The following is a 26,003-nucleotide window of genomic DNA, read 5'->3' on the forward strand; positions in this document are numbered from 1 at the left end:
TCTTTCTTAATTGGGACGGAATGTTTTTCCATCGCCCTCGGTTGAACACAAGATATTCGCCCCAGGCCAGGTATATATCGTCAGGGTGTCTGTAAAGCCTGCTCCATTCTCGTTTTTGATTGAAAAACGTACCTCGACAGGGTCTGCGGTTCCAATTGGGAGGAAGAGTGTCGATTTGATGTCATCTTCAGTCAGTGTTCCACGGAAGACGACATGCAGCGGCTTGCTTCGTTTAGCGTCGTCACGGATTACACCTGCGCCGCTATCGCGTGTGATGTGATAGTCCACAGCAAGGTCGCCAATGAGCTCGACTTGATTGTTTGCACCTCCCAAAGCGAGCGCGGCGCTGTTATCCGTTGCGACCGAGCCGACCAGTCGGACGTCGTTGTTGCTACCGCGTGTGACGATGGAGTTGTCTTGGCCTTGTAACTCCATTGCAATCCGTTTGGGGCCCGCGTCGCCATATATATGAAGATTGTTGTAGGTGCTCTGCGCCGAAATTGTGACACTATCGCGTCCCTTTCCGAGCAAGAGTGCGAAGTTGCTTCTGCCAATGATTGAAGCAGTGTCGTTTCCCCCACCCAGGTCCAGCACCTGTATTTCTGAGTTGGTTGGTAGTGCTTCAACCTTATCGTTACCTTCCGACAGTTGGACAAACTCGAAGCCATCCATATGCCCGCTCTCAGATGTTGCGGGAATAGTAGACAGTGTATTTCCAGCCATATGAATGCCCTGGAGTGGCGAGAACTGAAATGACAATAGGTCATTGCCTGCGCCGCCTTTGGCATTTTTGGGGATGCCTTGCGCTATGATCCGGCTGTCTCCCGCCCCCAGGTCGATGTCGCTCCCTCCCATGGCGATGACGGTGTTATTGTCGCCCTGCAGTCGAATCCGTTCTTGCGAAATTGCAGGGTTGTCCTTGGACTGCACGTAGGTCATGTTTTGCACGTTGCCGGTCACCTTGTGTGAGGAAGGGGGGCCGTACACCGTTGCAACGTTGATGAAACGTGTCAGGTCAACGGCCGATACGGTGCTGTTCGGTGCAAATTCGACGGTATTACGGCCGCCATAGCCGTTGAGATACTGAGGCAGCTTGGACAGGACAAAAGTGCTTCTTTCGTCATTGGAATGTATTCTCAAATGTCCCCGTCCTTCGTCCTGAACCACATAGACGGTCGGCCGCGCGGCATTTCTATTTGTCAGATACAGGGTAATTCCGGGATCTTGTCATTGACTTGACCATGGGCGAGAACGGATCTGTCCGCATAGGCATGACTCCGCAATATTGAACTGTTTTGCATCGCTGTGTAGGCGACCCCATTGAGTGACCGTCTGCCATTTTGCCAGACGGAGTGTCGAATCTCTTCCGGAAAAACGTGGATTACTCTCTCTCCTTTGCCAAAGGCCGCCCAGAGTGTGATTCTTTGTGTTTCGTTGATTCTTAGTTCGGGCATGTCTGGCGTAGCCGGCCCTGGTCTGTTGCGGTGATAAGAGACGGTAAGAGTGACGGGGGTGACCAACATCGGGTATACCTTCGAGCCACTGATGGTCTCTGGCAGGAGTGGCGCGATAGTTGGTTGCATGGCCTGCAATTGAGAAATGATGCTGTTCGCAACTGTTTGGTCGATAGCGCTATCTTGCACAGTATGGGCTTGCATGGTGAGCGGTTGGTAGACGAATCCGAACCAATTTACCACCGGTATCGTATCTGCTATGGCCATATCCCGCATCGCCCTGGCCATGCTCGCTTCCAATGGCTTACCTTGTGCATCCAGTGAGAGGGCTGCTTGATGATAGTCCATGGCAAACCCGATGGAGTTGAAATTTGGAATGGCCAAAGTCAAAAGTGTCCCGATGACGGGCAGAGCGATTGCTCCTATCATTGCGGTCGTATCGGTAATCAATTGCGCCGTCGCAAGTCCTATATCGCGCGCCCTGTTATCGTCAGTGCGTTCGCTTATCTTGACGATATTGGCAATACCGGCGCCCACACTTGTTGCGACGCCTAAGGCATTGAGACCTCGTTGGGTCAATATCTGGCCGTGGCCTTTGAGAAAAGTACCGACAGAGGTTCCTGATAGATAACTCAGGCTTGCCGTTATTCTTAAGCTCAATTCGGCTCGTTCTGCTTCGCTGGATATCTTCGCTTTGGTAGCGTAGGTATAGGAGTTGATTATTAGACCGATAATGTCCTGCGCAAAAAACGGCACTTGATTACGGATCTGTTTCGCTAGTGCATTTCCCTGGCGCAAAGCCAACGGGTCTCTATGCGCCATTGTTGACACGTATTTGCTTATTTCTATTGAATTGTCGTGGAGTTTTTTGAGTGGAATTTCAAATCCACGCTTGCTGCCTGACATGGTTCGTAGCTCGATATTCTCTCCGTCGGCCGAAATCTGCTCAAGGTGTATTGCGCGTTGCAGTTGAGCCGACTCCTGTTGCCATTGGGCCTTAAACGGATCCCAGGTCTTCTTCTTGAGTTCAGTCCCGAACGATGTACTGGTTGTCTTGGCGGTATCGTAGGCGGTCAGTGCGATTTCCCATGGCACTTTGATTGCTGCGAACAGCTCTTCGAATGTGCCAAGGCCGGCAGTTACACGTTGTGCTGTGGTATTGGCATAGATGGCTCCGACAATACGGTTGCCAACGCCGGTAACGGCAGGTACGGAGTTGATGGCGCGACCAGCCTGCATCGCGGACATTCTTGCCTCAGAGCGCATTTTCAGATTTTCCAGCGCGCTGTTTTGCAAGAGAGTCTTCGGCAATTCTTTTAGTTTTGTCGTCAAATCACGATACAGGCCGCGCATTGATGCGGTAGCCATTATCTCTTGTAGCTGATTCCTCCGTGTCGTATCGGGTATGTCTATGTCAAGCAGACGTTTATAGTCTCTAAGTTTGCTTTGCAAGTCTCCTTGTGACAGGCTGTCATACAGCGTCTTGACGCCTTGAGCCCAAATACGAAACTCCGCGGCTGCAGCATGGTTAGGATCTCCCGGCCATACACCGAACACTCGCCTGAAGTCGGCTGCAGCATGTCTCAGGAAGTCCTTGCGCAAAAGGGATGTTTCTATATTTTTCTGCCCTGCAGTCATCTGCAAGTCGTAGCCGCTGATGAAGTCGGCATATTTATCAGTTTGCCGTAAGTCCCACAATGCAAGAATATTCCGGCCATTCGTGAGCGCTTTCCACATGTCTCGATTGCGTACGGGAGGAAGCCGTGGGAGGGTTTCCAGCCAGCTCATTTTCTCTTGCAACGCGGCGAGCTGTGCTGTCGTAGCTTGAGGAATGCGTTGCTCAAACAGTTGGGCTTCCTTGATGAATTCGTCGATAAGTGCGAGCGACCGGTTGTATGGAGCCGTGTTGGTCAAGGCCAGCTTTTCATCAAGATCAGGTATTTCGACGCCAAACTGTGCGAGGAATGTTTTCAGTGTTGGTCCGGCTGGCACAGATGGTTGAGTGTTTTGGGCGTTGAGGACCTGATTCGTGCTCAGCCCCAGATTTGCATCTTGGGTTAACAGACGCAACTGCTCTTGGGCGAACGTAAGGATGGGAGTGATCGCGCTAAGGCGCTCACGCAGGTTGGTACGGAAGTTTTCGACCGTAGACAATTGGTCTGACTGCAGCATTGTGTTATTTGGCGCAGAGTAGATTGCCCGGCTGACGTGTTCCGATGCTGTCGTTTGATTGCCGGATCCAGGGTGTTCTGACGAGTCGGTCGATTCGTCGTTGGTGACGCCGTCGATGAACATATCGGATACATTGCCGGCAGGGCCTTCTGTGACGTTAGTGAACGGGGCCGAGGGCGGCATCGTGGTTGATTGCTCGGCGTTTGCGTTAAAGGGCCATAATCTTCTTACCGCAGCCACGCCGACGGAGATTGCACAGGTAGCGATCAAACCTATTATCCAGGGCCTCATCGAGTTTGAGGCGGCCATGGTAGAAGCCGTTGCTCCTGCCACGAGGGACAAATCGTCTATGGGTACTGCGCGATAAGAGGTGGTAGCCATACTTGTTGCAGGCGAGTTTTCATCAGCAGTTGCGGGGTGAGTCCATTCTTCAGCGAGTTGTTCGCAAACCGTCTCTTTGAGCATGTCTCTGCTGCTGGTCGTATTGGCCGGGCTTTCAAGCTCGCCAGCGAAGAAGTCCTCAGGCAGGAAGTCGATAATCAGTTCGGCATGTTGCTGAATTTCCTCAGTGCTTAAGGGAACCGGAAGCGAAGTTTCCGAGGCATGTCCAGGCGCAATATCATCTCTCATCGAATCAAGGGGAGCCAATGCGGCATCCATGGCGGCGCCTAAAATTGTTTTACCGTATTGACGGCTTGGAATTGCCGCGCCATCGGCAAACCACCAGTCGTTATGACTTGATGGAGCAGGCTGGCCTGCATTGAAGGAGGGTGGGCCCATCATCGACCTTACCGTGTCGGTCGCATAGATTACGTAAGCAAAAATATTTCGGTATGAAGAAAAATCATAGGAAGCTTGGCCTTTTGTACTAGCAACACGATGCAGATGTTCTACATGCATGCGCTTGGTAATAGTTTGAGCCTTGCGAAGCTGGGCGATGAGATCTTTTGTCTGCTCCAAGTCAATACCCGAATGGGAGCCGCTCCTTGGATCGCTAGTCAATTGCTGGCTTCTTTTTTTCAACAGACGGATGTTTTGGCCGATCTCTCGAATGCTTTTTTCGTACAGGTAGGTTTCATAATTTGGGAATTGCCTGTCTAGCTCCTCCTGTATGACTGTCATGCGATCATGGCTGGCAGTATTAAAGTCGTGCGGACGCCCAGTTCCCAGCATGCGTGCGTTTTTTAGCCATTGCCAGACGGATTTCGGTCCATTTTTATTGGATGCGATTTGATCTTTCGTTTTAGCCTCTGACAGGGAGTTCAGCTCATTCAGGAGCGACATCATCTGATCTCGGCGAGCTTTCTTTTTTCCGCGACGAGAGCGACCGTATCTAGCAGTATCAACCGGAGGGGAAGCAATTTTGTCGCCAAAAATTGCATCGTTGAACATGAAGGGAAAATCTTGCTTAACAGATGCGTTATGTGATGATGTTCCAGGTGCAATGCCATCGATAGGTCGGTTGACGTCGGAGTGTCGCGCCAGATATTCGCTCTGATTTATTTGATCCCTGCTCAGGCGAAGCTCAAATGCCGTTTGTGCATGTCGGTCATCGTCGTCGTAGTCGTCCTCATCAACGTCGGAAACGGCGAGATGCAAATGCCCCGTCTGTTGCACCTGACCCCGTTCGCGCATTCCGTTTTCTTCGCGCACCGCAAATGTTTTTGGCATGATTTTTTCGTTCACTCAAGATCGTTCAAAAGGAATTTCTTTCGAAAACGGAATATTGATGTTCGAAAGGTGTTCGTGTTTGGTGGGATAAACGATACTTGCAATACGGCAAAAAATCACGACGTAAGTGGATGATGATCGAGGAGGACTGATTTTTCTTTGTTTTTATAGAAAATATTCTAGAGTTGTAGGCGCCCGATGCGATTGAATGGAGGCATTTTTTCCGTAAGCGCTGCAAAATCGTCAGACGAAAAAAATCCCCGACATGTCGGGGATTTTTTCTTCATCTAGCTTGCTAAGCGATGCTTAGATTGCTTGGATGTTCGAAGCTTGCTTGCCCTTAGGACCAGTAGTCACTTCGAAAGAAACGCGTTGGTTTTCTTTCAGGGACTTGAAGCCATTCGATTGAATAGCCGAGAAGTGAGCGAACAGATCTTCGCCGCCTTCGTCAGGAGTAATGAAGCCGAAGCCCTTCGAGTCGTTGAACCACTTTACGATACCAGTTGCCATGTTAATTCCTAAATAAGTTAATGTGGGCTTTGCCCGTTATTATCGTTTAAACCTAGAGAGGAATGACAGACTAATACCGCACTACCAGCTCGAATCTTAACGACCATTTAATTATACCGATTAAATTGCCAATGCAAGTGGTTTTCACTCGTGAGGAACAATTTAATTTGCAGCTGGTTTGTATACGAGAACCACCGCTTCGGCAGCGATCCCTTCCTCGCGGCCCAGATAACCCAGCTTTTCATTGGTTTTTGCCTTGACATTGACTTGCTCTACGGCAATATCAAGATCCGCCGCAATATGCGCCGTCATCTGCGGTATGTGGGGTGCCATCTTGGGGGCTTGCGCAATAATCGTCGCGTCAACATTGCCAATTGCGTAACCTGCTGCGGCCAGCCGCTTGACGGCTTCGCGCAACAATACACGCGAATCCGCGCCTTTGAACTCGGCTGCGGTATCCGGGAAATGCCGGCCGATATCGCCCAATCCGGCCGAGCCGAACAGCGCATCGGTGATCGCATGCAGCAGCACGTCGGCGTCCGAATGACCCAGCAGGCCGGTTTTATGTGGAATATCGACGCCGCCGATAATCAGTTTACGGCCGGTGACGAGCGCGTGGCAATCGTAGCCCTGGCCAATGCGGAAGGGGAAAGTCATTCTTGTCCTTGTAGAAATAGTTCAGCCAGCGCGACGTCGTGCGCCAGCGTGACCTTGAAATTGCGCGGGCTGCCTTCTACCAGTTTCGGTTGCAGTCCCAGCATCTCGACGGCGCTGGCGTCATCGGTGATATCACCCACGCGTCCTTGCTGTTGTGCGGCATCCAGCGCACGTTGCAGCAGCGCGTAGCGGAACATCTGCGGTGTCTGCGCGGCCCACAATCCATTGCGCGGCACGGTTTCCAGCACGCGCGATGCATTGCTGCGCTTGAGCGTATCGACGATCGGCAAGGCCAGCAAGCCGCCGACATCGTCGTCGTGCAAGGCAGCGATCAGTTTGTCGAGGAGGGCGTCATTCAGGCCGGGGCGGGCAGCGTCGTGCACCAGCACCCAGTCGTTGTCGCCAACTTGCGCGCGGATTGCCAGCAGGCCGTTGTGCACACTTTCCTGGCGCGTCTCACCGCCGTGACGTACGACCGTCACTTTGCCGGACAATTGCGGCTGTGTTGCGAGGAAGTCGTCGATATAACCGTCCGCCGCGCTGACGACGATAAACGTATGGGCAATCGCTGCATTGCCGGCAAAGGTATCGAGCGCGTATTGCAGCATCGGCTTGCCCGCCAGCGGCATGTATTGCTTGGGAATCGCGCCGCCCAGACGCGCGCCGACACCCGCAGCGGGGATCAGCGCAAAATGCCTGGCGGTGTTCTGTGAAATTGGGACGCTCATGCGAGATGCGCCATGACAGCCAGAAAGCAGGAAATGCCTGCCGGACACGCCCGAGGTCGGTAAGGGCGCGGCCTTGTCTGCAGAGGGCTTCGTTTATAATGTGAGGCTGAATTCTAAAGCTAAATCCGGGGCCTGATAACAAATCATTGTTAAGCGGGCCTTGTCTTATCCAGCTGCATGTTGTCGTATTTTGCGCGCTTCGGTGCGCCTCCCAATCCAGCCAATGTCTTTTGACCTGAAAAAAATTCTTCCCAAGCCGGGCGTGCGTTTCGTTCCTCCTGCCGTGCATGGCTCCGCCGACGCCTATTTGCTGGCGCAGGCTGCCATTGCGCTGAAGGCTGACAAGCGCATGCTGACCGTGGTGGTCGCCAATGCCACCGATGCACAGCGGTTACTGTCCGAAATACCGTGGTTTCAGCGTGATGACGGAGACGGCAATACCGAGAACAAATTGCGTTGCCATTTGTTGCCCGACTGGGAAACCTTGCCTTACGACGCATTTTCGCCGCACCAGGATCTGGTGTCCGAGCGTCTGGCCACTTTGTATGAAGTACAAAACGGACAGTGCGACGTCCTGATCGTACCCGCCACGACAGCCTTATTGCGCATGGCGCCACCGGGTTTTCTGGCGGCTTACACCTTCTTCTTCAAGCAAGGCGAGAAGCTTGATGAAGCGCGCCTGAAAACGCAACTCACGCTGGCCGGCTACACCCACGTCACGCAAGTCATGTCGCCGGGTGAATATTCGGTGCGCGGCGGCTTGATTGATATTTTCCCGATGGGTTCTGCCTTGCCGTATCGCCTCGACCTGTTCGGCGACACCATCGAAACCATCCGCACCTTTGACGCCGATACCCAGCGCTCGCTGTATCCCGTGCGCGAGGTGCGCTTGCTGCCAGGACGCGAGTTTCCGATGGACGAAACCTCGCGCACGGCCTTCCGCAGCCGCTGGCGCGAAGTGTTCGAAGGCGACCCGTCGCGCTCGGCCATCTACAAGGACATCGGCAACGGCATCGCCTCGGCCGGTATCGAGTACTACCTGCCACTGTTCTTCGACGAGACCGCGACGCTGTTCCGCTATCTGCCTGACAACACGTTGTTCGCCACCGTCGGCGACATCGATCAGGCCATCAAGCGCTTCTGGAGTGACACACGCTCGCGCCACAATTTTCTCAAGGCCGACCGCGAACGTCCGGTGCTGCCGCCCGAACAGGTTTTTCTGACCGATGAAGATTTCTTCACGCTAGTCAAACCGTACGGCCGCCTGGCGCTGCAAACGGACGATGCACCCTCGGATTTGTCGGCACCGATACCGAATATCGCCGTCAATCGCCGCAGCGAAGATCCGCTGATCAATCTGCGTGCCTATCTGCTCAAAACCGGCAAGCGTGTCATGCTCTGCGCCGAATCGAACGGCCGTCGCGAAACCCTGCAGCAATATTTCAAAGAATACGATCTGCATCCGGCGCTGTGCGATGGCTATGAAAGCTTCATCGCCAATAATGAGCCCTTGATGCTGGGTGTAGCGCCGCTGCATGCCGGCTTCGAGCTGGTCGACGCGGAAGTCAGCTTCATCACCGAGACCGAACTCTACGCCGGGTCAGGCCGACGTGTGGGCCGCAAGAAGCAAGAGGCCGTCACGCAGGTCGAGCACATGGTGCGCGATCTGTCGGAGTTGAAGATTGGGGACCCCGTCGTGCACGCCAATCACGGCATCGGCCGTTACATGGGTTTGCTCAGTATGGACCTGGGTGAGGGCGAGACTGAATTCCTGCATCTCGAATACGCCAAGGAAACCAAACTTTATGTCCCGGTATCGCAACTGCATGTGATTTCGCGCTACTCCGGTGCCTCTCCGGATGACGCGCCACTGCATTCGCTCGGATCAGGACAATGGGAAAAAGCCAAGCGCAAGGCGGCGCAGCAGGTGCGCGATACCGCTGCTGAATTGCTGAATCTGTATGCACGCCGTGCCTTGCGCCAAGGCCATGCCTTCCAGTATTCGGCACGTGACTACGAAACCTTCGCCGAGAGCTTCGGCTTTGAAGAAACACCCGATCAGGCCGCCGCCATCAACGCCGTCATCGGCGACATGACCAGCGGCAAGCCGATGGATCGCCTGATTTGCGGCGACGTCGGTTTCGGTAAAACAGAGGTTGCCTTGCGCGCCGCCTTTGTGGCCGTGATGGGTGGCAAGCAGGTCGCGATTCTCGCGCCGACGACCTTGTTGGCCGAACAGCACGCGCAGACCTTCGCCGATCGCTTCGCCAACTGGCCGGTACGCATCGCTGAGTTGTCGCGTTTCCGCAGCGGCAAAGAGATCACGCAAGCGATCAAGGGCATGGGCGACGGCACGCTCGATATTGTTATCGGTACGCATAAATTGCTGTCCGACGACATCAAGTTTTCACGCCTTGGCCTGGTCATCATCGATGAAGAACACCGTTTTGGCGTGCGCCAGAAGGAAGCATTGAAAGCCTTGCGCGCAGAAGTCGACGTGCTCACGCTGACCGCCACGCCGATCCCGCGTACGCTGGGTATGGCGCTGGAAGGTTTGCGCGATTTTTCCATCATCGCCACAGCGCCGCAAAAGCGTCTGGCCATCAAAACCTTCGTACGCGCCGAAGGCGAATCGACGATACGCGAGGCCTGTCTGCGCGAGTTGAAACGTGGCGGGCAAGTCTACTTCCTGCACAACGAAGTCGATACCATCGAAAACCGCAAGGCCATGCTGGAAGCCTTGCTGCCGGAAGCACGCGTAGTCATCGCCCACGGTCAGATGCATGAGCGCGATCTGGAAAAGGTCATGCGCGATTTCGTTGCGCAGCGCTCCAACATTCTGCTGTGCACGACGATTATCGAGACGGGTATCGACGTACCGACCGCCAATACCATCATCATGCATCGCGCCGATAAATTCGGTCTGGCGCAGCTGCATCAATTGCGTGGCCGCGTCGGCCGCTCGCATCATCAGGCTTATGCTTACCTGCTGGTCAATGACGTCAAGGGCCTGACCAAGCAGGCGCAGCGCCGTCTTGAGGCGATCCAGCAGATGGAAGAGCTGGGCAGCGGTTTCTACCTCGCCATGCATGATCTGGAAATCCGCGGCGCCGGCGAAGTGCTCGGCGACAATCAATCGGGCGAGATGCACGAGATCGGTTTTCAGATGTACTCCGACATGCTCAACGAGGCCGTGCGTTCGCTCAAGAACGGCAAGGAACCGGATCTCGCCGCACCATTGGCCAGCACAACGGAAATCAACTTGCATGTACCGGCATTGCTCCCGAGCGATTATTGCGGTGACGTGCACGAGCGTCTGTCGTTGTACAAACGTTTCGCCAATTGCACCTCGCAGGAAACCATCGACGGTCTGCAGGAAGAACTGATCGATCGCTTCGGCAAGTTGCCTGAAGTCGCCAAGGCGCTGGTCGAAACGCATCGCCTGCGCATCGCCGCCAAGCCTTTGGGCATCATCAAGATCGATGCGCATGCCGAATCGGCGTTGCTGCAATTTGTGCCGAATCCGCCGGTTGACGCCATGCGCATCATCGAACTGATCCAGAAGAATCGCCATATCAAACTCAACGGCCAGGACAAGTTGCGTATCACCGCCAACATGCCTGACCTCAATGCGCGTGTGAATCAGATCAAGGCGACCATGCGCTCGCTGGTAGGATGACGAGACGTTACGGCAGGATAATTTTTAGCTAACGATTTCACGACATTAAAACAAGACTGAACATGAACCTGATTCTCCAAGGACTGCACACGGAACGCGCCGCCGTTGAGGCCATCATTCAACTGGCGCAGCCTGCGCGTGTGGTCGACATCAATGCCCACGCCTGGCGTTGCGAAGGCGTGACTTACAGCGATGCACTCAAGGTGCAGATTGATGCCGCCTGCCTGACGCAACAAGTCGACTACGCTTTCATCGAACCTGGCCGGTCGCTGGCTGATTTCAAGCTGGTGGCGATGGATATGGATTCGACGTTGATCACCATCGAATGCATCGATGAGATCGCCGACATGCAAGGCCTCAAACCGCAGGTGTCTGAAATCACCGAAGCCGCCATGCGTGGTGAAATCGAATTCAACGAAAGCCTCACGCGCCGCGTCGCCTTGCTCAAGGGATTGGATGCCGGCGCTTTGCAACGCGTCTATGACGAGCGTCTGCAACTGTCGTTGGGTGCGGAAAAGATGTTGAATGCGATCCAGGCTGCAGGCCTGAAAACCTTGCTGGTGTCCGGCGGTTTTACCTTCTTCACTGACCGTATGAAGACGCGCCTCAATCTTGATTACACCCATTCGAACCAACTCGAAATCATCGACGGAAAACTCACCGGCAAAGTGGTCGGCGGCATCGTCAACGCAGAAGAAAAACGTCTGACTGTCGAACGCGTTTGCGCCGAACTTGGTGTGCCAACATCACAGGCTATCGTCATGGGTGACGGCGCCAATGATCTCAAGATGATGGGGGTAAGCGGCTTGTCGGTAGCGTTCCGCGCCAAGCCGGTGGTACGCGCACAAGCAAGCGTGGCATTGAACTTTGTGGGGCTCGACGGCATCTTGAATATAGTGGCATAACCCGAAGGAGAGGCGTATGAGCATGAATCAGGATATCGTTCTGGATGCAGACCTGAAGTCAATCAAAGATCTGGCGTGGTGGCTGTATATCTTCCACGGCCTGAGTCTGGTGTTGTCGCTGGGCATGCTGTCGTGGCTGCCGTTGATCGTCAACTACATCAAGCGTGGCGATGCCGCCGACACCTTTGTCTACAGCCATCATCGCTGGCAGATCCGCTCGTTCTGGTGGTATCTGTTCTGGATGTTTGCCGGTGGCTTGATCTGGATGACGATCATCGGTATTCCGCTGGCGGTATTGATCTGGTCACTGGCCTGGATCTGGAAGGCCTATCGCATCATCAAGGGCTGGCTGGATCTGAACGACAATAAAGCCATGCCCGTGTAATAGCGCTTGCACGTTCTTGTCACATAGTTGGATTAGAATGTCCCGGCAGGTTTTCAGCATAATTCAGAAAAGAGAGGCGACCGTATGAACAAAGTCTATCCCGACGCGTCCAACGCGTTATCCGGCATCGTCAAGGACGGCCAGACGATTGCTGTCGGCGGTTTCGGCCTGTGCGGCATTCCTGAAGCGCTGATCGCCGCCTTGCGCGACTCCGGCGTACAGAATCTGACCGCCATCTCCAACAACGCCGGTGTCGACGGTTTCGGCCTCGGCCAATTGCTGACCACACGCCAGATCAAGAAGATGATCGCGTCCTACGTTGGCGAAAACAAAGAGTTCGAACGCCAATACCTGGCTGGCGAACTGGAACTGGAATTCACCCCGCAAGGCACGCTGGCTGAAAAGCTGCGTGCAGGGGGCGCCGGCATCCCGGCCTTCTTCACCAAAACCGGTGTCGGCACGCTTGTCGCCGAAGGCAAGGAAATCCGCGATTTCGACGGCGTCAACTACGTCATGGAACGCTCGCTGGTGGCCGACATCTCGCTGGTCAAGGCACAGAAGGCCGACAAAGCCGGCAACCTGGTCTTCAACAAGACCGCACGCAATTTCAACCCCAACGTCGCCATGGCCGGCAAGATCACCATCGTCGAAGTGGAAGAACTGGTCGAAGTCGGTCAGCTCGACCCGGATCAGATCCATACCGCCGGTATCTTCGTGCACCGCATCGTGGTCAACGCCACGCCGGAAAAGCGCATCGAACAACGCACTGTGTCGAAGTAAGAGGAGACTAGAACATGGCATGGACCAGAGACGAAATGGCTGCGCGCGCAGCCAAGGAATTACAAGACGGTTTTTACGTCAACCTCGGCATCGGCTTGCCGACCCTGGTGGCGAATCACGTTCCCAGCAACATTGAAGTCTGGCTGCAATCGGAAAACGGTCTGCTTGGCATCGGCCCTTTCCCGACCGAAGACAAGGTCGACGCCGACCTGATCAACGCCGGCAAGCAAACCGTGACGACGATCCCAGGCTCGTCGTTCTTCAGCTCGGCGGATTCCTTCGGCATGATTCGCGGCGGCAAGATCAATATCGCTATCCTCGGCGCGATGCAGGTGTCGCAGCAGGGCGATCTGGCCAACTGGATGATTCCGGGCAAGATGGTCAAGGGCATGGGCGGCGCGATGGATCTGGTGGCCGGCGTCGGCCGCGTGGTGGTGCTGATGGAGCACGTTGCCAAAGGCAAGGACGGCAGCATCTCGCAAAAGATCCTGAAGCAATGCAATCTGCCGCTGACCGGTGTGGGTGTGGTCAATCGCATCATTACCGATCTCGGTGTGATCGATGTGACGCCGACTGGTTTGAAGCTGATTGAGCTGGCGACGGGTGTGACCAAGGAAGAAGTCATCGCCAATACCGAAGCCGCATTGGATGTGAGCGCGGTATAGATGTCGCTGTGAGCAATGACAATGGCGTCGGCTGAAGAATCAGCCGGCGCTTTTTTTTATGATTTTTTCAAGAACAAACAAGGAAACCCATGCGCGAAATCGCAAGCATTGAAGCACTCAATGAGCTGGTCGGACAGGAAGTCGCCGTCAGCGACTGGATCGCAGTCACACAAGACCAGGTCAACCTGTTCGCCGACGCTACCGGCGATCATCAATGGATTCACGTCGACGTCCAGCGCAGCAAGCGCGAATTGCCATTCGGCGGCACGGTGGCGCACGGTTTCCTGACGCTGGCGCTGCTGCCGAAAATCATGGGGCAGAGTATCTCCATGGGCAACGTCAAGATGCTGCTGAACTACGGTCTCAATCGGGTACGCTTCCCATCGCCGCTGCCGGTCGGCAGTCAGGTGCGCGGTCGTATCACGTTGCAGTCTGTCGAAGAGATCCCCGGCGGCGCACAAGTGGTGTGGGAGATCACGTTGGAACGCGAAGGCAGCGAGAAGCCGGTGTGCGTGGCGGAGTTCATCGTTCGCCGTTACTGATCAGTGGTCAGACTTCACTTCATGTTTTAACCCGTCTCATTGCGCGGTCGTCGGCGATGCGGGTTCCGGGACGACCAGCGGCCCGCAATGGGCGTCGGCCACAAAGATGGCAAGCAGCTGCGCAGGTTTGACCGGGTCGGGATTCTCCGCAAGCACGTGCAGGGCGCGTGGTGCCTCTATCCAGGCTTCGCCTTGTTGGTAGTTGACGACCGGGCCGCCTTCCATCTGTGAGCGCACTGTCCCTTGCAATACGATGGCAGTGACCGATCCGGGATGACGGTGAGGCGCTGAATGCGCCAACGGCGGGAAGTCCACCATCGTCGTCGTGATGGATTTGCCGGGGACGTTGGGCAGGGGCTCGCACGAGATCACCTTGATCGCAGTTGCTGGTCGCGGGACAGTTGACGATGATGGTGACACCGATGACGAGGCGGTCTCCATCGGTGCCGGACTGGAGAAGGGTAAATTGGCTGCACCGCCGGAGATGCACGTGTCGGTGATCCATCGTGCGGCGACGTGCGGTATCGACGATTGCGCCAGCAGGAAACCGCCTGCCAGACTCAACAAGAGCCTGCGATAACTATGGCGGCGCGCTGGCAAAGCCGGCACGGACAGATTCACGATTTTGCACCGTTTTTGGTACGGAAAGCCGGATCCCAGGCGAGCTGCTTGCGAGCCTTGGCATTGTTCACTTCCGGATTGTCTTCCGTGATGTTGAATACACCGGCAGCCTCCTTTTGCAGTGCCAGCAAGGCGGCATACGCTGCGGCATCCACATGCACCGGGCTGACGCCTTTTGCTTCCAGGTTCCATGTGCCGGGGCCGTACAACTGGCCGTAACGCAGCACCGTGCCTGTCAAGCCAGGCGTTTGCAGCACTTGCGTCTCCAATGCCACGACGCCGTCGATACTGACGCGGCGAGCGCCTTCCGCATTGATGTCCAATGCACTTTCTTCCCCATAAGGTTGGCTGCCGCTTGCGTAGGCCCAGGCGATGCTTTGCGCGATCATGCGTTTGGCGTCTGCCGCGAGGGCTGCGTTGATCAGATTGCGGGTGCCGGCATTGCGTAGGTGCGCATTGCGCGATCCGGCTTCGGCCATGGCCTGTGGATCAAGCTGTTGAGGCAGATCGGTAAGCTGATGGACTACGGCTGCCGGGGCAATCCGGATCAATTCTGCAGTAAGTACTTTCGCATCGAAGACGTCCGCCACGACCGGGATTGCGCCCAATGCTTTCAGTTTCTCGGCGCGCGCCTGCTGGCGCGTGCTGCCGTACACCACATAACCCGCATTCACCAGCAGTGGAATCAGCACTGTGCCGATCGCGCCTGTCGCGCCGGCCAGAAATATTTTTTCGCTCATCATGTTTCCTCGTCATTGGAGCGTTCAGTCTAAGACGGAGAATGGTTCTAAAAAAGAGCCAAAAATGCGCTAAATGACTAGGCCATGATTGCGAATGGAGAGGATAGTGAGCACAGCAGAAAAAGAGGGAGAGAAGAGGGAGAGAAGAGGGCGAGAAGAGGGCGAGAAGAGGGCGAGAAGAGGGCGGACAGCACAATCGGCTATCCGCCAAAGCGGTTAATGCGGAGGCATTAACGCTTCTGGTATTGCGTATTGCCGAACAGGATGTCTTTCGCCTTGTCGTCGGTCAGCGCCTTGCGCTTGTCGGCCAGCACGGTGACACCGCGTTGTACGGCGGGGCGTGCATTGATGGCGTCAAACCAGCGCTGTACGTTTGGGAAGTCGCTCAGTTCAATACCCTGGTTTTTCCATGAACGCGTCCATGGGAAGCAGGCGATGTCGGCGATGGTGTATTCGTCGCCGGCGAGGTAAGCGGTCTTGGACAATTGCTTGTCGAGCACGCCATACAAACGCTTGGCTTCGTTGCTGTAGCGATTGACGGCATAGTCGATTTTTTCCGGCGCGTAGATACGGAAATGATGCGCCTGGCCGAGCATCGGACCGAGGCCGCCCATCTGGAACATCACCCACTGCAGGACATTGAATTTTTCACGATCGGTGGTGCCGAGAAATTTACCGGTTTTTCCTGCCAGATAAATCAGGATCGCGCCCGATTCGAACATCGAAATCGGCTTACCGTCAGGACCGTCGGAATCAACGATGGCGGGGATTTTATTATTCGGCGAAATCTTCAGGAAATCTTCGGTGAACTGGTCGCCGGCACCGATATCGATGGCGTGCGCGCGATAGTCCAGGCCGCATTCTTCCAGCATGATGTGGACCTTGTGGCCGTTTGGCGTGGCCCAGCTGTAAACGTCAATCATGGTCTTCCTTTTTTTGTCTGATAAGTGTTCGGATTACTGCACTGACGACTGTGCAAAACAGGCGTGCATTCGAGGGTTTAACTACGCCCGGCTAGTGTAGCCGAAGGGATTGAAACGCGCAGAGCAGCGCCGTTTTTCGGAAGTGGATTCTGGGCCTGCGATTTCTATTTTTTGCGCGAGAGACGATGCATGAACGGATAGCTGCGCAAGTGCACATATGCCTTGAACAAAACGCTGGCACGCAGACGCGGGGAGATCTGGATGGCGTTGTGTTGAATCATCTCCAGGGGCTGCCAACGCAGCTTGGAGGGATCTCTGCCGGTCGACAGATTGACGCAGTCGACGTCGTTGGCAATGGCCCATTGCATGATGTGAATCACCAGTGTCGTCATGACGCTATATTTTCCCCAGGCAGCGTCGTAGCCGGAATAGTAAAGATAGAGCTGCCGTTTACTGAGAAAACCAATGCGGCTGGCAACAATCTCCCCATTTACACTGAGCTGGAATAAGCGCAGCCGTCCTTGTGCCGACGATGCGCCCACGTAGGCAGACAAAAATTGACGGCTTTTGCGATCACGGAAGACATTGGCATGAAGAACACCTTCCGGATTTTTGGCGCGCAGTTTGTGCAGGCGCAAGAATGCCATCAAGGCGGGAGCGATTTCTGCGGTCTGTTCCACTACCGTGAAGGCATGTTGATGTCCGTCACGTTTGAGGGAGTTGAAGCACTTGCGGATGGCTTCTTTCATGTTGCGCGATAAACTGCTTTTGAGCTCTTCCCATTGCCCGGGCAGCGGCAGGTAGCACATCACGCGCGCTTTGGGCTGTGGAGTACCTGGTGCAGAGAGCTTTTCGGCCTGAGACGGCGACAAGCCTTGCCATTCGACCCAATCCCATCGTTGCTTGTGTTCTTGCAAATACTCCTGCAGTAGAGTGATGGCCGCATCGGTATGAGCGGGATGGCAGATCATGCCCCGGATTTCGGTAATGTTGGGATCCGCGCCGAAGAATTGCAGAACTCTCACACCGCAGGCTGCGATACCGGGCCTGATACTGATGATCATCGGTGCAATGGCGATGAGTTTGTCTTGCTGGTCGCGTAGTACAAAGACATGCAGGCAATCGCGAATCAGCGTGCGGGTGGCGCGCAGATGCTGCCACCAAAGGATATTCCACGACGCGGTCGTGAACGGCACCTGAAAGGGCAGGGTGTCGCTCAAGGCATCCCATTCCGGCGTGAGCGCGATGAGGTCTCCCGGGTCGCGGATCAGCTCCAGATGCAGCCCGCTGATGTCAGGCGGCTCGGGCAGCGCGGGCGACGCAGACAAAGCAGGCGCATTTGCCATCGCGACGTCGTGCTCTTGGCGGGTGTCTTGCACATTCTTCTGACTCATTGTGGACAATGGCGCCATCGTGAAAGAAGGTGGTGAACAATAAAGAAGTCAGCCTCAGATGCAGGCGATGCCTAAAACGGAACTACGTTGTTCCTGGGCGTTTTGTGAGTAAGCGGTGTCTTTCTGATGAGAAAGATTCAGATAGTGTAGTACTGGAAGCGTTGCCCAGCAACGTTTTGAATTGCTCAAACGCCGCCGGCGCAGACGCCAGCGATGCCGACAGCTGCTCGGCCCAAGCCAGCGCCTTGTCCAGCGCGGTACCGTCCGCGCTGAGTTTGTTGACCAGTCCGGCGGCATGCAGGCGGGCTGCACCAAGTGGTTTGGCATCGAGCAGAATTTCTGCAATCCATTGCTGGGGTAGACGCTGAGGCAGGAACCACGAAGCGCCACCGACGGCCCAGGTGCCGATTTGCGCGGGTGAAATGCCGAAGCTGGCGTTCTGGCCTGCAACGATCAGATCGCTGGCCAGCGCCAGCGAAAAACCGGCATCGATCGCAACACCTTCAACTGCGGCGATGATCGGCTTGGGAAAGCTGCGGATGGTTTCGATCAGATTTTGCAGGTTTTCCAAAACGACAACTTGCGTCTCCAGATCCTTGCCGGCTTCCACACCGCTGCAAAAGCATTGGTCGGCGCCGGTGAGCACAATGGCGCGGACGGAGTCATCGCGTTCGGCCTTCGACAGGGTTTCGATGGCGGCGGCGAGGACGCTGCCGTCGAATGCGTTTTGCTGCCCTGGATTGGCAAATGTGAGAACCAGTGTGGCGTCGTGGCGGCTTGCTTTGAGTTCTGCGGTCATGGAGTCGCGCTTTTCTTTGGCTTTGTTGTTGTCGTTATTTTGATACGGATGACGGCTTACAGTTTTGCCAACCGATCCAGCGCCAGGCGCAAGGTTTCGTCTTTCTTGGCGAAGCAGAAGCGCACGATGCCGGATTCTTTCGGCGTGTTGTAAAAGGCTGAAACCGGAATCGCGGCAACACCGATTTCTGTGGTCAGCCATTTGGAAAATTCCGCTTCCGGCAAATCCGAAATCGCACCATATTCCACGCATTGGAAGTAGGTGCCTTCCGATGGCAGCAGCTTGAAGCGTGTGTTCTTCAGTCCCTCACGGAACAGGTCGCGCTTGTGCTGGTAGAAGGCCGGCAGCTCGACGTAGGGCGCAGGATTCTTCATGTATTCCGTCAGGCCGTACTGCACAGGCGTGTTGACGGTGAAGACGTTGAATTGATGCACCTTGCGGAATTCGGCAGTCATGGCGGCAGGCGCAGCGACGAAACCGACTTTCCAACCGGTGACATGATAGGTCTTGCCGAAGCTGGAGTTGATGAAGGTGCGCGGCGCGAGTTCAGGATGGCGGCACAGCGACTCATGGCTCTGGCCGTCGTAGACCATGTGCTCGTACACCTCGTCGGACAGGATCAGGATGCCGGTATTGCGCACGATGTCGGCCAGCGCGTTGATGTCGGCTTTCTTCAGGATGGAGCCGGTCGGATTGTGCGGCGTGTTGACCATGATGAGGCGCGTCTTGCTGGTGACGGCTGCAGCGACTTTGTCCCACGGGACGCTGTAGCCTTCGCCGCTGACGGTCATCTGGACGAAGACGGGAATGCCGCCGGCGAGTTCGATCGCCGGTACGTAGCAGTCGTAAGCCGGTTCAATCACGATCACTTCGTCGCCGGCGTGCACCGCGCACAGAATGGATGTCAGGATGCCTTGCGTGGCGCCGGCGGTGACGGTGATTTCGCTGATCGGGTCATAGCTGTGGCCGTGCAGCGCCTGGATTTTTTTCGCAATTGCTTCGCGCAGCACCGGCACGCCCGCCATCGGCGGATACTGGTTCAGGCCGGTTTTCATGGCATGCGTGACGGCATCCACCAGCGCCGGATCGCAATCGAAGTCGGGGAAGCCCTGACCGAGATTGACCGCACCTTTTTCACTGGCGAGCGCCGACATGACGGTGAAGATAGTGGTGCCGACATTGGGCAGTTTGGAAACGATATTGACGGGCTGGCTCATTGCGGAAATCTGTGAAATAGGTAAAAAACGCGTACACGAATAATGGGACGGCGAACAGACAGAGATGGCATTTTAGCCGGATTTTGGACGCTGTTACGGCTTGGTGCGCGGCTTGCTGGTGCTGTTGTTCTGCGATCCCGCTTTTATGCGGCCTATGGCAATGCTGCCGACATCGCACCGGCGGCACGGGCAGCGTGCCAGGTTTGCGGCGTCATGATGGCGAACATGTTCTTGCGGGCAGTCTTTTTCGCCAGTTTGAGCAAGGCCTTGTCCTTGGTGATGAGCACATCGGCCTCGGCCTGCAGTGACAACTCCAGAAATTTTTGATCATCGGGATCGGTGCAGATCGGCAGGCCGAAGGTGTTGACGGTTGCATTTGGGAGGCAGCTGATCAGCCGGTCAAACTCGGCGCGAATACCGGGCTTCTCGTCTTCCGTGACCGGCAAGTGAGGGTAGTTGAGTACCACCAGCCATTCCATGCGGCAGTCTTCCCGGGTGACGGCATGAACTTCCCGGTTTTCCATCGCCTGCAGCAAGGCCGCCCAGCGAGGGTCGCGGAAAACGAACAGATCCAGACAAACGTTGGTGTCAAGGACGATGCGGCGCGTCTTGCCTGCTTCTACATCTGCGCCGGCAGGAGGGGAAAAGGCAGGGGCCAGGGGCAATATGCCGCCCGACGATGTGCTGCTTGTTTCTGTACTAATTGTCAAAACCGCGTGCTTTCGTAGTATCTGTCTGGCTGGCGGGGGCGTTGAGGTCATTGCCTGCATCAAGGACGTCGTAGCCCTGATCGCTGACGCGCCAGAATTGATGAATGTCGACCGCCACCAGGCCGCGATCGTGCAGCAGCCGCAGATGATGCAGAATCAGCTCCGGCGGGGTGTTCTGGGCGGTGAGATTGCTTTGGATCTTTTCAACATCGCCGTAAGACGTGCCGAATGAGGACAGCGTTTTAAGGATATCCGCCATCAGTGATTTGTCGCGTTTCATATCTCCTCCAGTGTGTCGGGTTGTGCAGGAATTTTCGTCAAAGCACTTCGCTGCTTGTTGGCGTCTTTACATCGTCCGCATTATCGATATAGAGCGGATTGGCCATGTTGCGATAAAACTGACGATAAGGCAGACGAAGTCTGTTGCTTTCTTCCTTACGCTTTGTCTGCCCGATTTCTGCATTGTTCCATAGCCAAATACTAATCTATGTATGCAGCATCTGCTCAACTAGAAGCATCAACCGGTTTATCGGCTGTTTATTGACTATCTTCAATGGTGTGTTGATGGATTGATGGCAAGCAAGAGGTGGAGAAAAAGGCAGGCGGAAAGCAGGCAAAAAAAAAGACCGCACTGGATTGCATGCGGTCTTGTGTGTCACTACGAGGAAGGTAATCAGAACTGCTCCCAGGAGCCGCCGTCATCGGCTGCGGGTTGTTTGATCTGGCGCGGCGCTTGCGGTGCTGGAGCAACTGCGCTTGCGGCGAGCCTGGATGGTTGGATCGCCTTCACCGCCGGCGTCATGGGTCTGCTTGCTGCAGGTTTGACGGCAGGGCTAGCCTTGACATGCGTGCTGTCAAGTTTGAAAACACTGACGACTTCCGCTAGTTTCGCTGCCTGGTCCTGCAGCGATTGCGCTGCGGCAGCAGCTTCTTCTACCAGCGCTGCGTTTTGCTGAGTCACTTCATCCATCTGCGTAATGGCTTGATTGACTTCGCCAATGCCGGTGCTTTGCTCCTGGCTGGCAGCACTGATTTCGCCGACGATATCGGTCACGCGCTTGACGCTGCTGACGACCTCGCTCATGGTCGAACCAGCTTGGGCGACGAGCTTGCTGCCGGTATCGACTTTTTCTACGGAGTCATCAATGAGGGCTTTGATTTCTTTGGCAGCACTGGCCGAGCGTTGCGCCAGACTGCGCACTTCCGACGCCACCACGGCAAAGCCACGGCCTTGTTCACCGGCGCGAGCAGCTTCAACCGCGGCGTTCAGCGCAAGGATGTTGGTCTGGAAGGCGATGCCATCAATGACGCTGATGATGTCGACGATTTTTTTGGAAGAATCGTTGATTGATCCCATGGTGCTGACCACTTGTTCGACCACGCTGCCGCCCTGGATTGCCACTTCGGAAGCGGAGACCGCCAACTGGTTGGCCTGACGCGCATTGTCCGCATTTTGCTTGACGGTGGAGGTGAGCTCTTCCATCGACGAGGCGGTTTCTTCCAGCGAGCTGGCTTGCTGTTCGGTACGGCTGGAGAGATCCAGATTACCGACTGCAATTTCGTTTGAGGCGGTGGCGATGGTATCAGTGCCCTGGCGAACCTGGCTGACGATCTTGAACAGGCTGTCGTTCATCGCTTTGAGCGAGGTCATCAACTGGCCGGTTTCGTCTTTGCTGGCCGGATGGATATCTGCGGTGAGGTCGCCACCGGCAACGCGTTGGGCAACATCGACGGCCTCGCGCAACGGGTTGGAAACAATACGTGCGACCCAGGTCGCCATCAGCATGCCAATGACAATGCAACCGGCGAGCATGGCCACGATCAGGATGCGTGAAGAACGGTAAGTATTTTCTGCGGCCTGATCGGCTTCTTTGGCGCCTTCCTGATTGACGGTGACGAGCTTGTCGGCATTGGCGAACATGGCCAGATAAATCGGTGTGGCTTCCTTCACGATTACGTCGCGCGCTTCGTCGTTCTTGTTGGCGCGCGAGAGCTCAAGGATCTTTTTTTGCAGGATAAGGAAAGCATCAAGGTTTTTGACGAACTGAGGGAAGACGGCTTTCTCGGTATCCGTATCGACGAGTTTTTCGTAGTCAGCCAGCTTCTTCTTGATGGCAGGGACCATGTCGTCGAGCAGTTTTTCATTGCTGACGAAATCTTCCTCCTTGCTCGACAGCACGTGTTGTAGCTGGACCGTACGAATACGCACCAGCAGCACTTTCAGTTCGAGGGAGGTTGTGACGCTGGGCATCCAGTTGGTCGCGATATCGGTCGACGCCTGATTGACCTTGCCGAGCTGGATGATGGAGAAAATACCGAGCGTCGTGGTCAACGCGAGAACGAGGATGAACGAGATTAACAGTTTTTTGGAAATCCGCAAATCGTAAAACCACTTCATAGAGCCTCCCTGTCAGTGAATGTAGCGGCTTGCTTCGATGGAGCAATGCAATTCCTGATGCTTTGTTGTGCAGCAAATGTGGGAGCGGGAGGGCTTGATTACTATGATTATGTGCCCCATACCGCGTATGACCGTGAACGACTATTCTAAGAATAAGTTTAGGAGGCGGGAGAATTACTTTTGGCTTTGGTGAATTAGCAACACTTCCTTGTTGCTAGCAAGGGGATAAAGGCAGATGGCGTTGTCGAGCCTGTTTTTGCTACTGCAATTCAGTTGTAATTCAGCCTCAAAGCGGCGTTTTGCACCACTTTGATGCCTCTTTTGGGGGCAGTAAGACGGCGCGCGCCGGTTTCGGTATCATTACGAAAAATTCAAACGGATCTCTTCCATGCTTATCGTTTTATCCCCTGCAAAATCCCTCGACTACGACACGCCCCCAACAACCGACCTGCATACCAAGCCTGATTTCATCGCTCGCTCGGCCGAGCTGATTGAGGTATTGAAAGAAAAGTCGCCTGCGCAGATTTCCACGTTGATGGGTATCTCCGACCAACTGGCTGCTCTGAATGTGGAACGCTATGCGTCCTGGTCGCGCAAGTTCACGACCAAGAACAGTAAGCAGGCTGTTCTGGCGTTTAACGGTGACGTCTACGAAGGTCTGGATGCAGCTTCGCTTTCCGTCAGGCAACTTGACTATGTGCAAACGCATGTGCGCATCTTGTCAGGTCTTTACGGCGCCTTGCGTCCACTTGATCTGATGCAGCCATATCGGCTGGAAATGGGCACCAAGCTGCCAAATCCGCACGGCAAGGACTTGTATGCTTTTTGGGGGGAAGACGTTACCAAGGCGCTCAATACCGAGCTGGCACAGCACAAATCGAAGGTGCTGGTGAATCTGGCGTCGGAAGAGTATTTCAAGGTGGTCAAGCCGAAGGTACTCGACGCCAAGGTGATTTCCCCGGTTTTTGAGGACTGGAAGGGTGGCAAGTACAAGATCATTTCCTTCTATGCAAAGCGCGCGCGCGGTCTGATGGCGCGTTATGCAGCGCTCAAAGGTGTCAATCAGCCTGAGAAGCTGAAGAATTTCGACATCGATGGATACGCGTTCGATGAGTCGGTGTCGAGCGAAACCTCGTGGGTATTTCGTCGACGCGTTGCCGACTAAGCCTGAACCTATTTTTCCTGCGCTAAAAAGCCGCGCCGATGCCGACATCGGGCGCGGTTTTTTTATGCATATGAGGAACAGGTCGAGTGCGTGACACCGTTCAGAACTGTTCCCAGCTGTTGCCGTCGTTGTCGTTCCGAGACGAAGTCGTTGCCGGCAATTTTGTGTGTGTTGCAGATATTTTTGCCGGCGTTTTCTTTTGCATTACAGGGCGGGGCGGCAGACGCGATGGCGCAGAGGCTGATGCTGTTTGTATCTGATCGAGTTTGAAGACGTCGACCACTTTTGCGAGTGTCGATGCCTGATCCTGAAGAGATCGCGCCGCTGCCGCAGCTTCTTCCACCAAAGCGGCATTTTGCTGCGTGACTTCATCCATTTGAGCGATGCTTTGATTCACTTGCTCAATGCGGCTGCTTTGGCTGCGGCTTGCCAGTGTAATTTCGCCAACGATATCGGTGACGCGTTTGACGCTGCCAACGACTTCACTCATGGTCGAACCCGCTTGACTGACCAACTCGCTTCCGACGCCGACTTTTTTGACCGAGTCGTCGATCAGGGCTTTTATCTCTTTGGCTGCATTGGCAGAGCGTTGCGCCAGGCCGCGCACTTCCGAGGCGACGACGGCAAAGCCTCGACCCTGTTCGCCGGCCCGGGCAGCTTCTACTGCTGCATTGAGCGCCAGGATGTTGGTTTGGAACGCAATCCCGTCTATTACACTGATGATGTCGACAATTTTTCTGGAAGAAGTGTCGATGGACTCCATGGTCTCAATCACCTGAGCAACGACGCTGCCCCCTCGAACCGCGATGTCCGATGCCGACATGGCTAACTGGTTGGCTTGGTGCGCGTTGTCGGCATTTTGTTTGACGGTGGCAGTCAATTCGCTCATGGAAGATGCCGTGTCCTGCAGTGACGATGCCTGCTGCTCAGTGCGGGTGGAAAGATCGAGATTGCCACTTGCGATTTCACTGGAGGCGTTGGCAATGGTGCCGGTTCCTTTATGAACACGGCTCACGATGTCAATCAGGCCATCCGCCATCGACTGAAGCGCAATCATCAATTGACCTGTTTCATCTTTGCTGCCGGAATGGATTTTGGTCGTCAGATCACCACCGGCGACCGCTCGTGCGAAGTTCACAGCACGCTGTAACGGTTGCACCACCATGCGCGATACCCACAGCGCCATCATGATTCCAAGCACAATACAGATGGCCAGCATCGAAATGATCATGATGCGAGACGACTCGAAGATCGTTTGTGCTTTTTTACCGGCGTGAATGCTGTCTGAGATATTGGAAGATACCAGGCGATCCGCCTCATTCAGGCTTTGAAAATAAAGCGGATTGAACTCATTAAGCTGGACGTCGCGTGCTTCAGTCTGCTTGCCGGTACGCGACAAGGCGATGATTTTCTTTTGCGCGGCTTGTATCAGGTTGAACTTCTGTATCAGCGAGGCCAGCGCTTGTTTTTCCATTTCTTCGAATGCCAACGGGCCGAAATCGACGAATAGCTGTTTCAAAACATCGTTTTGCTCGTTGAGCATTTTCTCGTTGTAGAGAAAATCTTTTTCGTTCGCCGACAGGATATGTTGCAGTTGAATGGCGCGTATGCGAGACAGTGTGACCTTGAGCTGCAAGGTTGTGCTGACACTCGGTAGTGAATTTGTCGAGATATCGACAGAGGATTGGTTGACGCGGACCAACTGAGTCAAGGAGAACACGCCGAGTGTTGAAGTCAACACCAGAACGAGCGCAAAGGAAATTAATAATTTCCAGGTAATTGGCAAGTCGTAAAACCATCTCATGCTGCAGTCCTCCTGAAGTACATTGAAAAGGCATTGCAGCCAAATCGGGTGCAATGTTTTCAGGAGAACTGCGAGAGTTTTGGC

The 26,003-nt window shown here is 55.0% G+C and carries 22 protein-coding genes; 7 read left to right on the plus strand and 15 right to left on the minus strand.

Annotation, left to right across the window (positions count from 1 at the left end; all coding sequences use genetic code 11):
• Window positions 1-6: 6 nt before the first annotated feature.
• The 5 genes from hmeg3_RS08495 to ispD all read right to left on the minus strand — a co-directional run bounded on the left by hmeg3_RS08495 (window position 7) and on the right by ispD (window position 7,192).
• Window positions 7-1,140 (minus strand): hypothetical protein, encoded by a 1,134-nt coding sequence (locus hmeg3_RS08495; RefSeq protein WP_157739228.1) that lies wholly within the window; start codon window positions 1,138-1,140, stop codon window positions 7-9.
• A gap of 59 nt (window positions 1,141-1,199) precedes the next feature.
• Complete coding sequence (locus hmeg3_RS08500; RefSeq protein ID WP_157739229.1) at window positions 1,200-5,297, minus strand: hypothetical protein; 4,098 nt, start codon at window positions 5,295-5,297, stop codon at window positions 1,200-1,202.
• Between the two features lie 306 nt (window positions 5,298-5,603).
• Window positions 5,604-5,807 carry a cold-shock protein gene (locus hmeg3_RS08505; RefSeq protein WP_007878889.1) on the minus strand — a complete coding sequence of 68 codons (204 nt, stop codon included), beginning with the start codon at window positions 5,805-5,807 and terminating at the stop codon, window positions 5,604-5,606.
• Window positions 5,808-5,969: 162 nt separating this feature from the next.
• Window positions 5,970-6,464 (minus strand): 2-C-methyl-D-erythritol 2,4-cyclodiphosphate synthase, encoded by a 495-nt coding sequence (gene ispF / locus hmeg3_RS08510; protein ID WP_094563347.1) that lies wholly within the window; start codon window positions 6,462-6,464, stop codon window positions 5,970-5,972.
• The gene (gene ispD / locus hmeg3_RS08515; protein WP_094563348.1) at window positions 6,461-7,192 is read right to left on the minus strand and encodes a 2-C-methyl-D-erythritol 4-phosphate cytidylyltransferase; all 732 of its coding nucleotides are present in this window, start codon (window positions 7,190-7,192) and stop codon (window positions 6,461-6,463) included. The genes ispF and ispD overlap by 4 nt, the downstream gene beginning before the upstream one ends.
• Window positions 7,193-7,415: 223 nt before the next feature.
• On the opposite strand from ispD, the gene mfd reads away from it, so the two are divergent.
• The 6 genes from mfd to hmeg3_RS08545 all read left to right on the plus strand — a co-directional run bounded on the left by mfd (window position 7,416) and on the right by hmeg3_RS08545 (window position 14,148).
• Complete coding sequence (gene mfd, locus hmeg3_RS08520; RefSeq protein WP_094563349.1) at window positions 7,416-10,871, plus strand: transcription-repair coupling factor; 3,456 nt, start codon at window positions 7,416-7,418, stop codon at window positions 10,869-10,871.
• A gap of 62 nt (window positions 10,872-10,933) precedes the next feature.
• Window positions 10,934-11,776, plus strand: a complete 843-nt coding sequence (gene serB / locus hmeg3_RS08525; RefSeq protein WP_094563350.1) for a phosphoserine phosphatase SerB — start codon at window positions 10,934-10,936, stop codon at window positions 11,774-11,776.
• Between the two features lie 22 nt (window positions 11,777-11,798).
• Entirely contained in the window at window positions 11,799-12,161 is a 363-nt protein-coding gene (locus tag hmeg3_RS08530; protein ID WP_094566216.1) for a hypothetical protein, read from the plus strand.
• Between the two features lie 84 nt (window positions 12,162-12,245).
• A complete protein-coding gene (locus hmeg3_RS08535) occupies window positions 12,246-12,941 on the plus strand; it encodes a CoA transferase subunit A (RefSeq protein ID WP_094563351.1) in 696 nt (231 codons plus the stop codon).
• A gap of 14 nt (window positions 12,942-12,955) precedes the next feature.
• Window positions 12,956-13,606 (plus strand): 3-oxoacid CoA-transferase subunit B, encoded by a 651-nt coding sequence (locus tag hmeg3_RS08540; RefSeq protein WP_094563352.1) that lies wholly within the window; start codon window positions 12,956-12,958, stop codon window positions 13,604-13,606.
• An 89-nt stretch (window positions 13,607-13,695) separates the two neighbouring features.
• On the plus strand, window positions 13,696-14,148 hold the full coding sequence (locus hmeg3_RS08545) for a MaoC family dehydratase (RefSeq protein ID WP_094563353.1): 453 nt from the start codon (window positions 13,696-13,698) through the stop codon (window positions 14,146-14,148).
• Between the two features lie 36 nt (window positions 14,149-14,184).
• Here hmeg3_RS08545 and hmeg3_RS08550 read toward each other — a convergent pair whose 3' ends face one another.
• The 9 genes from hmeg3_RS08550 to hmeg3_RS08590 all read right to left on the minus strand — a co-directional run bounded on the left by hmeg3_RS08550 (window position 14,185) and on the right by hmeg3_RS08590 (window position 22,950).
• The gene (locus hmeg3_RS08550) at window positions 14,185-14,769 is read right to left on the minus strand and encodes a cupin domain-containing protein (RefSeq protein ID WP_232511932.1); all 585 of its coding nucleotides are present in this window, start codon (window positions 14,767-14,769) and stop codon (window positions 14,185-14,187) included.
• Window positions 14,766-15,509, minus strand: coding sequence for an NAD(P)-dependent oxidoreductase (locus tag hmeg3_RS08555; RefSeq protein ID WP_094563354.1), 744 nt, complete (start codon window positions 15,507-15,509; stop codon window positions 14,766-14,768). Before hmeg3_RS08555 ends, hmeg3_RS08550 begins: the two co-directional genes overlap by 4 nt.
• Window positions 15,510-15,739: 230 nt before the next feature.
• Window positions 15,740-16,432: a glutathione binding-like protein gene (locus tag hmeg3_RS08560; RefSeq protein ID WP_094563355.1), complete on the minus strand. Its 693-nt coding sequence runs from the start codon at window positions 16,430-16,432 to the stop codon at window positions 15,740-15,742.
• Window positions 16,433-16,596: 164 nt separating this feature from the next.
• Entirely contained in the window at window positions 16,597-17,826 is a 1,230-nt protein-coding gene (locus tag hmeg3_RS08565; RefSeq protein ID WP_157739230.1) for a GNAT family N-acetyltransferase, read from the minus strand.
• Between the two features lie 82 nt (window positions 17,827-17,908).
• Window positions 17,909-18,625 (minus strand): enoyl-CoA hydratase-related protein, encoded by a 717-nt coding sequence (locus hmeg3_RS08570; RefSeq protein WP_094563357.1) that lies wholly within the window; start codon window positions 18,623-18,625, stop codon window positions 17,909-17,911.
• Between the two features lie 56 nt (window positions 18,626-18,681).
• Entirely contained in the window at window positions 18,682-19,842 is a 1,161-nt protein-coding gene (locus hmeg3_RS08575; protein WP_094563358.1) for a pyridoxal phosphate-dependent aminotransferase, read from the minus strand.
• Window positions 19,843-19,994: 152 nt separating this feature from the next.
• On the minus strand, window positions 19,995-20,552 hold the full coding sequence (locus tag hmeg3_RS08580; RefSeq protein ID WP_232511933.1) for a putative toxin-antitoxin system toxin component, PIN family: 558 nt from the start codon (window positions 20,550-20,552) through the stop codon (window positions 19,995-19,997).
• A complete protein-coding gene (locus tag hmeg3_RS08585) occupies window positions 20,542-20,832 on the minus strand; it encodes a hypothetical protein (protein WP_094563360.1) in 291 nt (96 codons plus the stop codon). Before hmeg3_RS08585 ends, hmeg3_RS08580 begins: the two co-directional genes overlap by 11 nt.
• A gap of 393 nt (window positions 20,833-21,225) precedes the next feature.
• Window positions 21,226-22,950: a methyl-accepting chemotaxis protein gene (locus tag hmeg3_RS08590; protein WP_094563361.1), complete on the minus strand. Its 1,725-nt coding sequence runs from the start codon at window positions 22,948-22,950 to the stop codon at window positions 21,226-21,228.
• A 388-nt stretch (window positions 22,951-23,338) separates the two neighbouring features.
• On the opposite strand from hmeg3_RS08590, the gene yaaA reads away from it, so the two are divergent.
• The gene (gene yaaA, locus hmeg3_RS08595) at window positions 23,339-24,115 is read left to right on the plus strand and encodes a peroxide stress protein YaaA (protein WP_094563362.1); all 777 of its coding nucleotides are present in this window, start codon (window positions 23,339-23,341) and stop codon (window positions 24,113-24,115) included.
• A gap of 100 nt (window positions 24,116-24,215) precedes the next feature.
• Here yaaA and hmeg3_RS08600 read toward each other — a convergent pair whose 3' ends face one another.
• Window positions 24,216-25,919, minus strand: a complete 1,704-nt coding sequence (locus hmeg3_RS08600; RefSeq protein ID WP_094563363.1) for a methyl-accepting chemotaxis protein — start codon at window positions 25,917-25,919, stop codon at window positions 24,216-24,218.
• Window positions 25,920-26,003 lie beyond the last annotated feature (84 nt).

Origin of the sequence: Herbaspirillum sp. meg3 (genome assembly GCF_002257565.1) — a bacterium.
Taxonomy (GTDB): Bacteria; Pseudomonadota; Gammaproteobacteria; order Burkholderiales; family Burkholderiaceae_D; genus Herbaspirillum.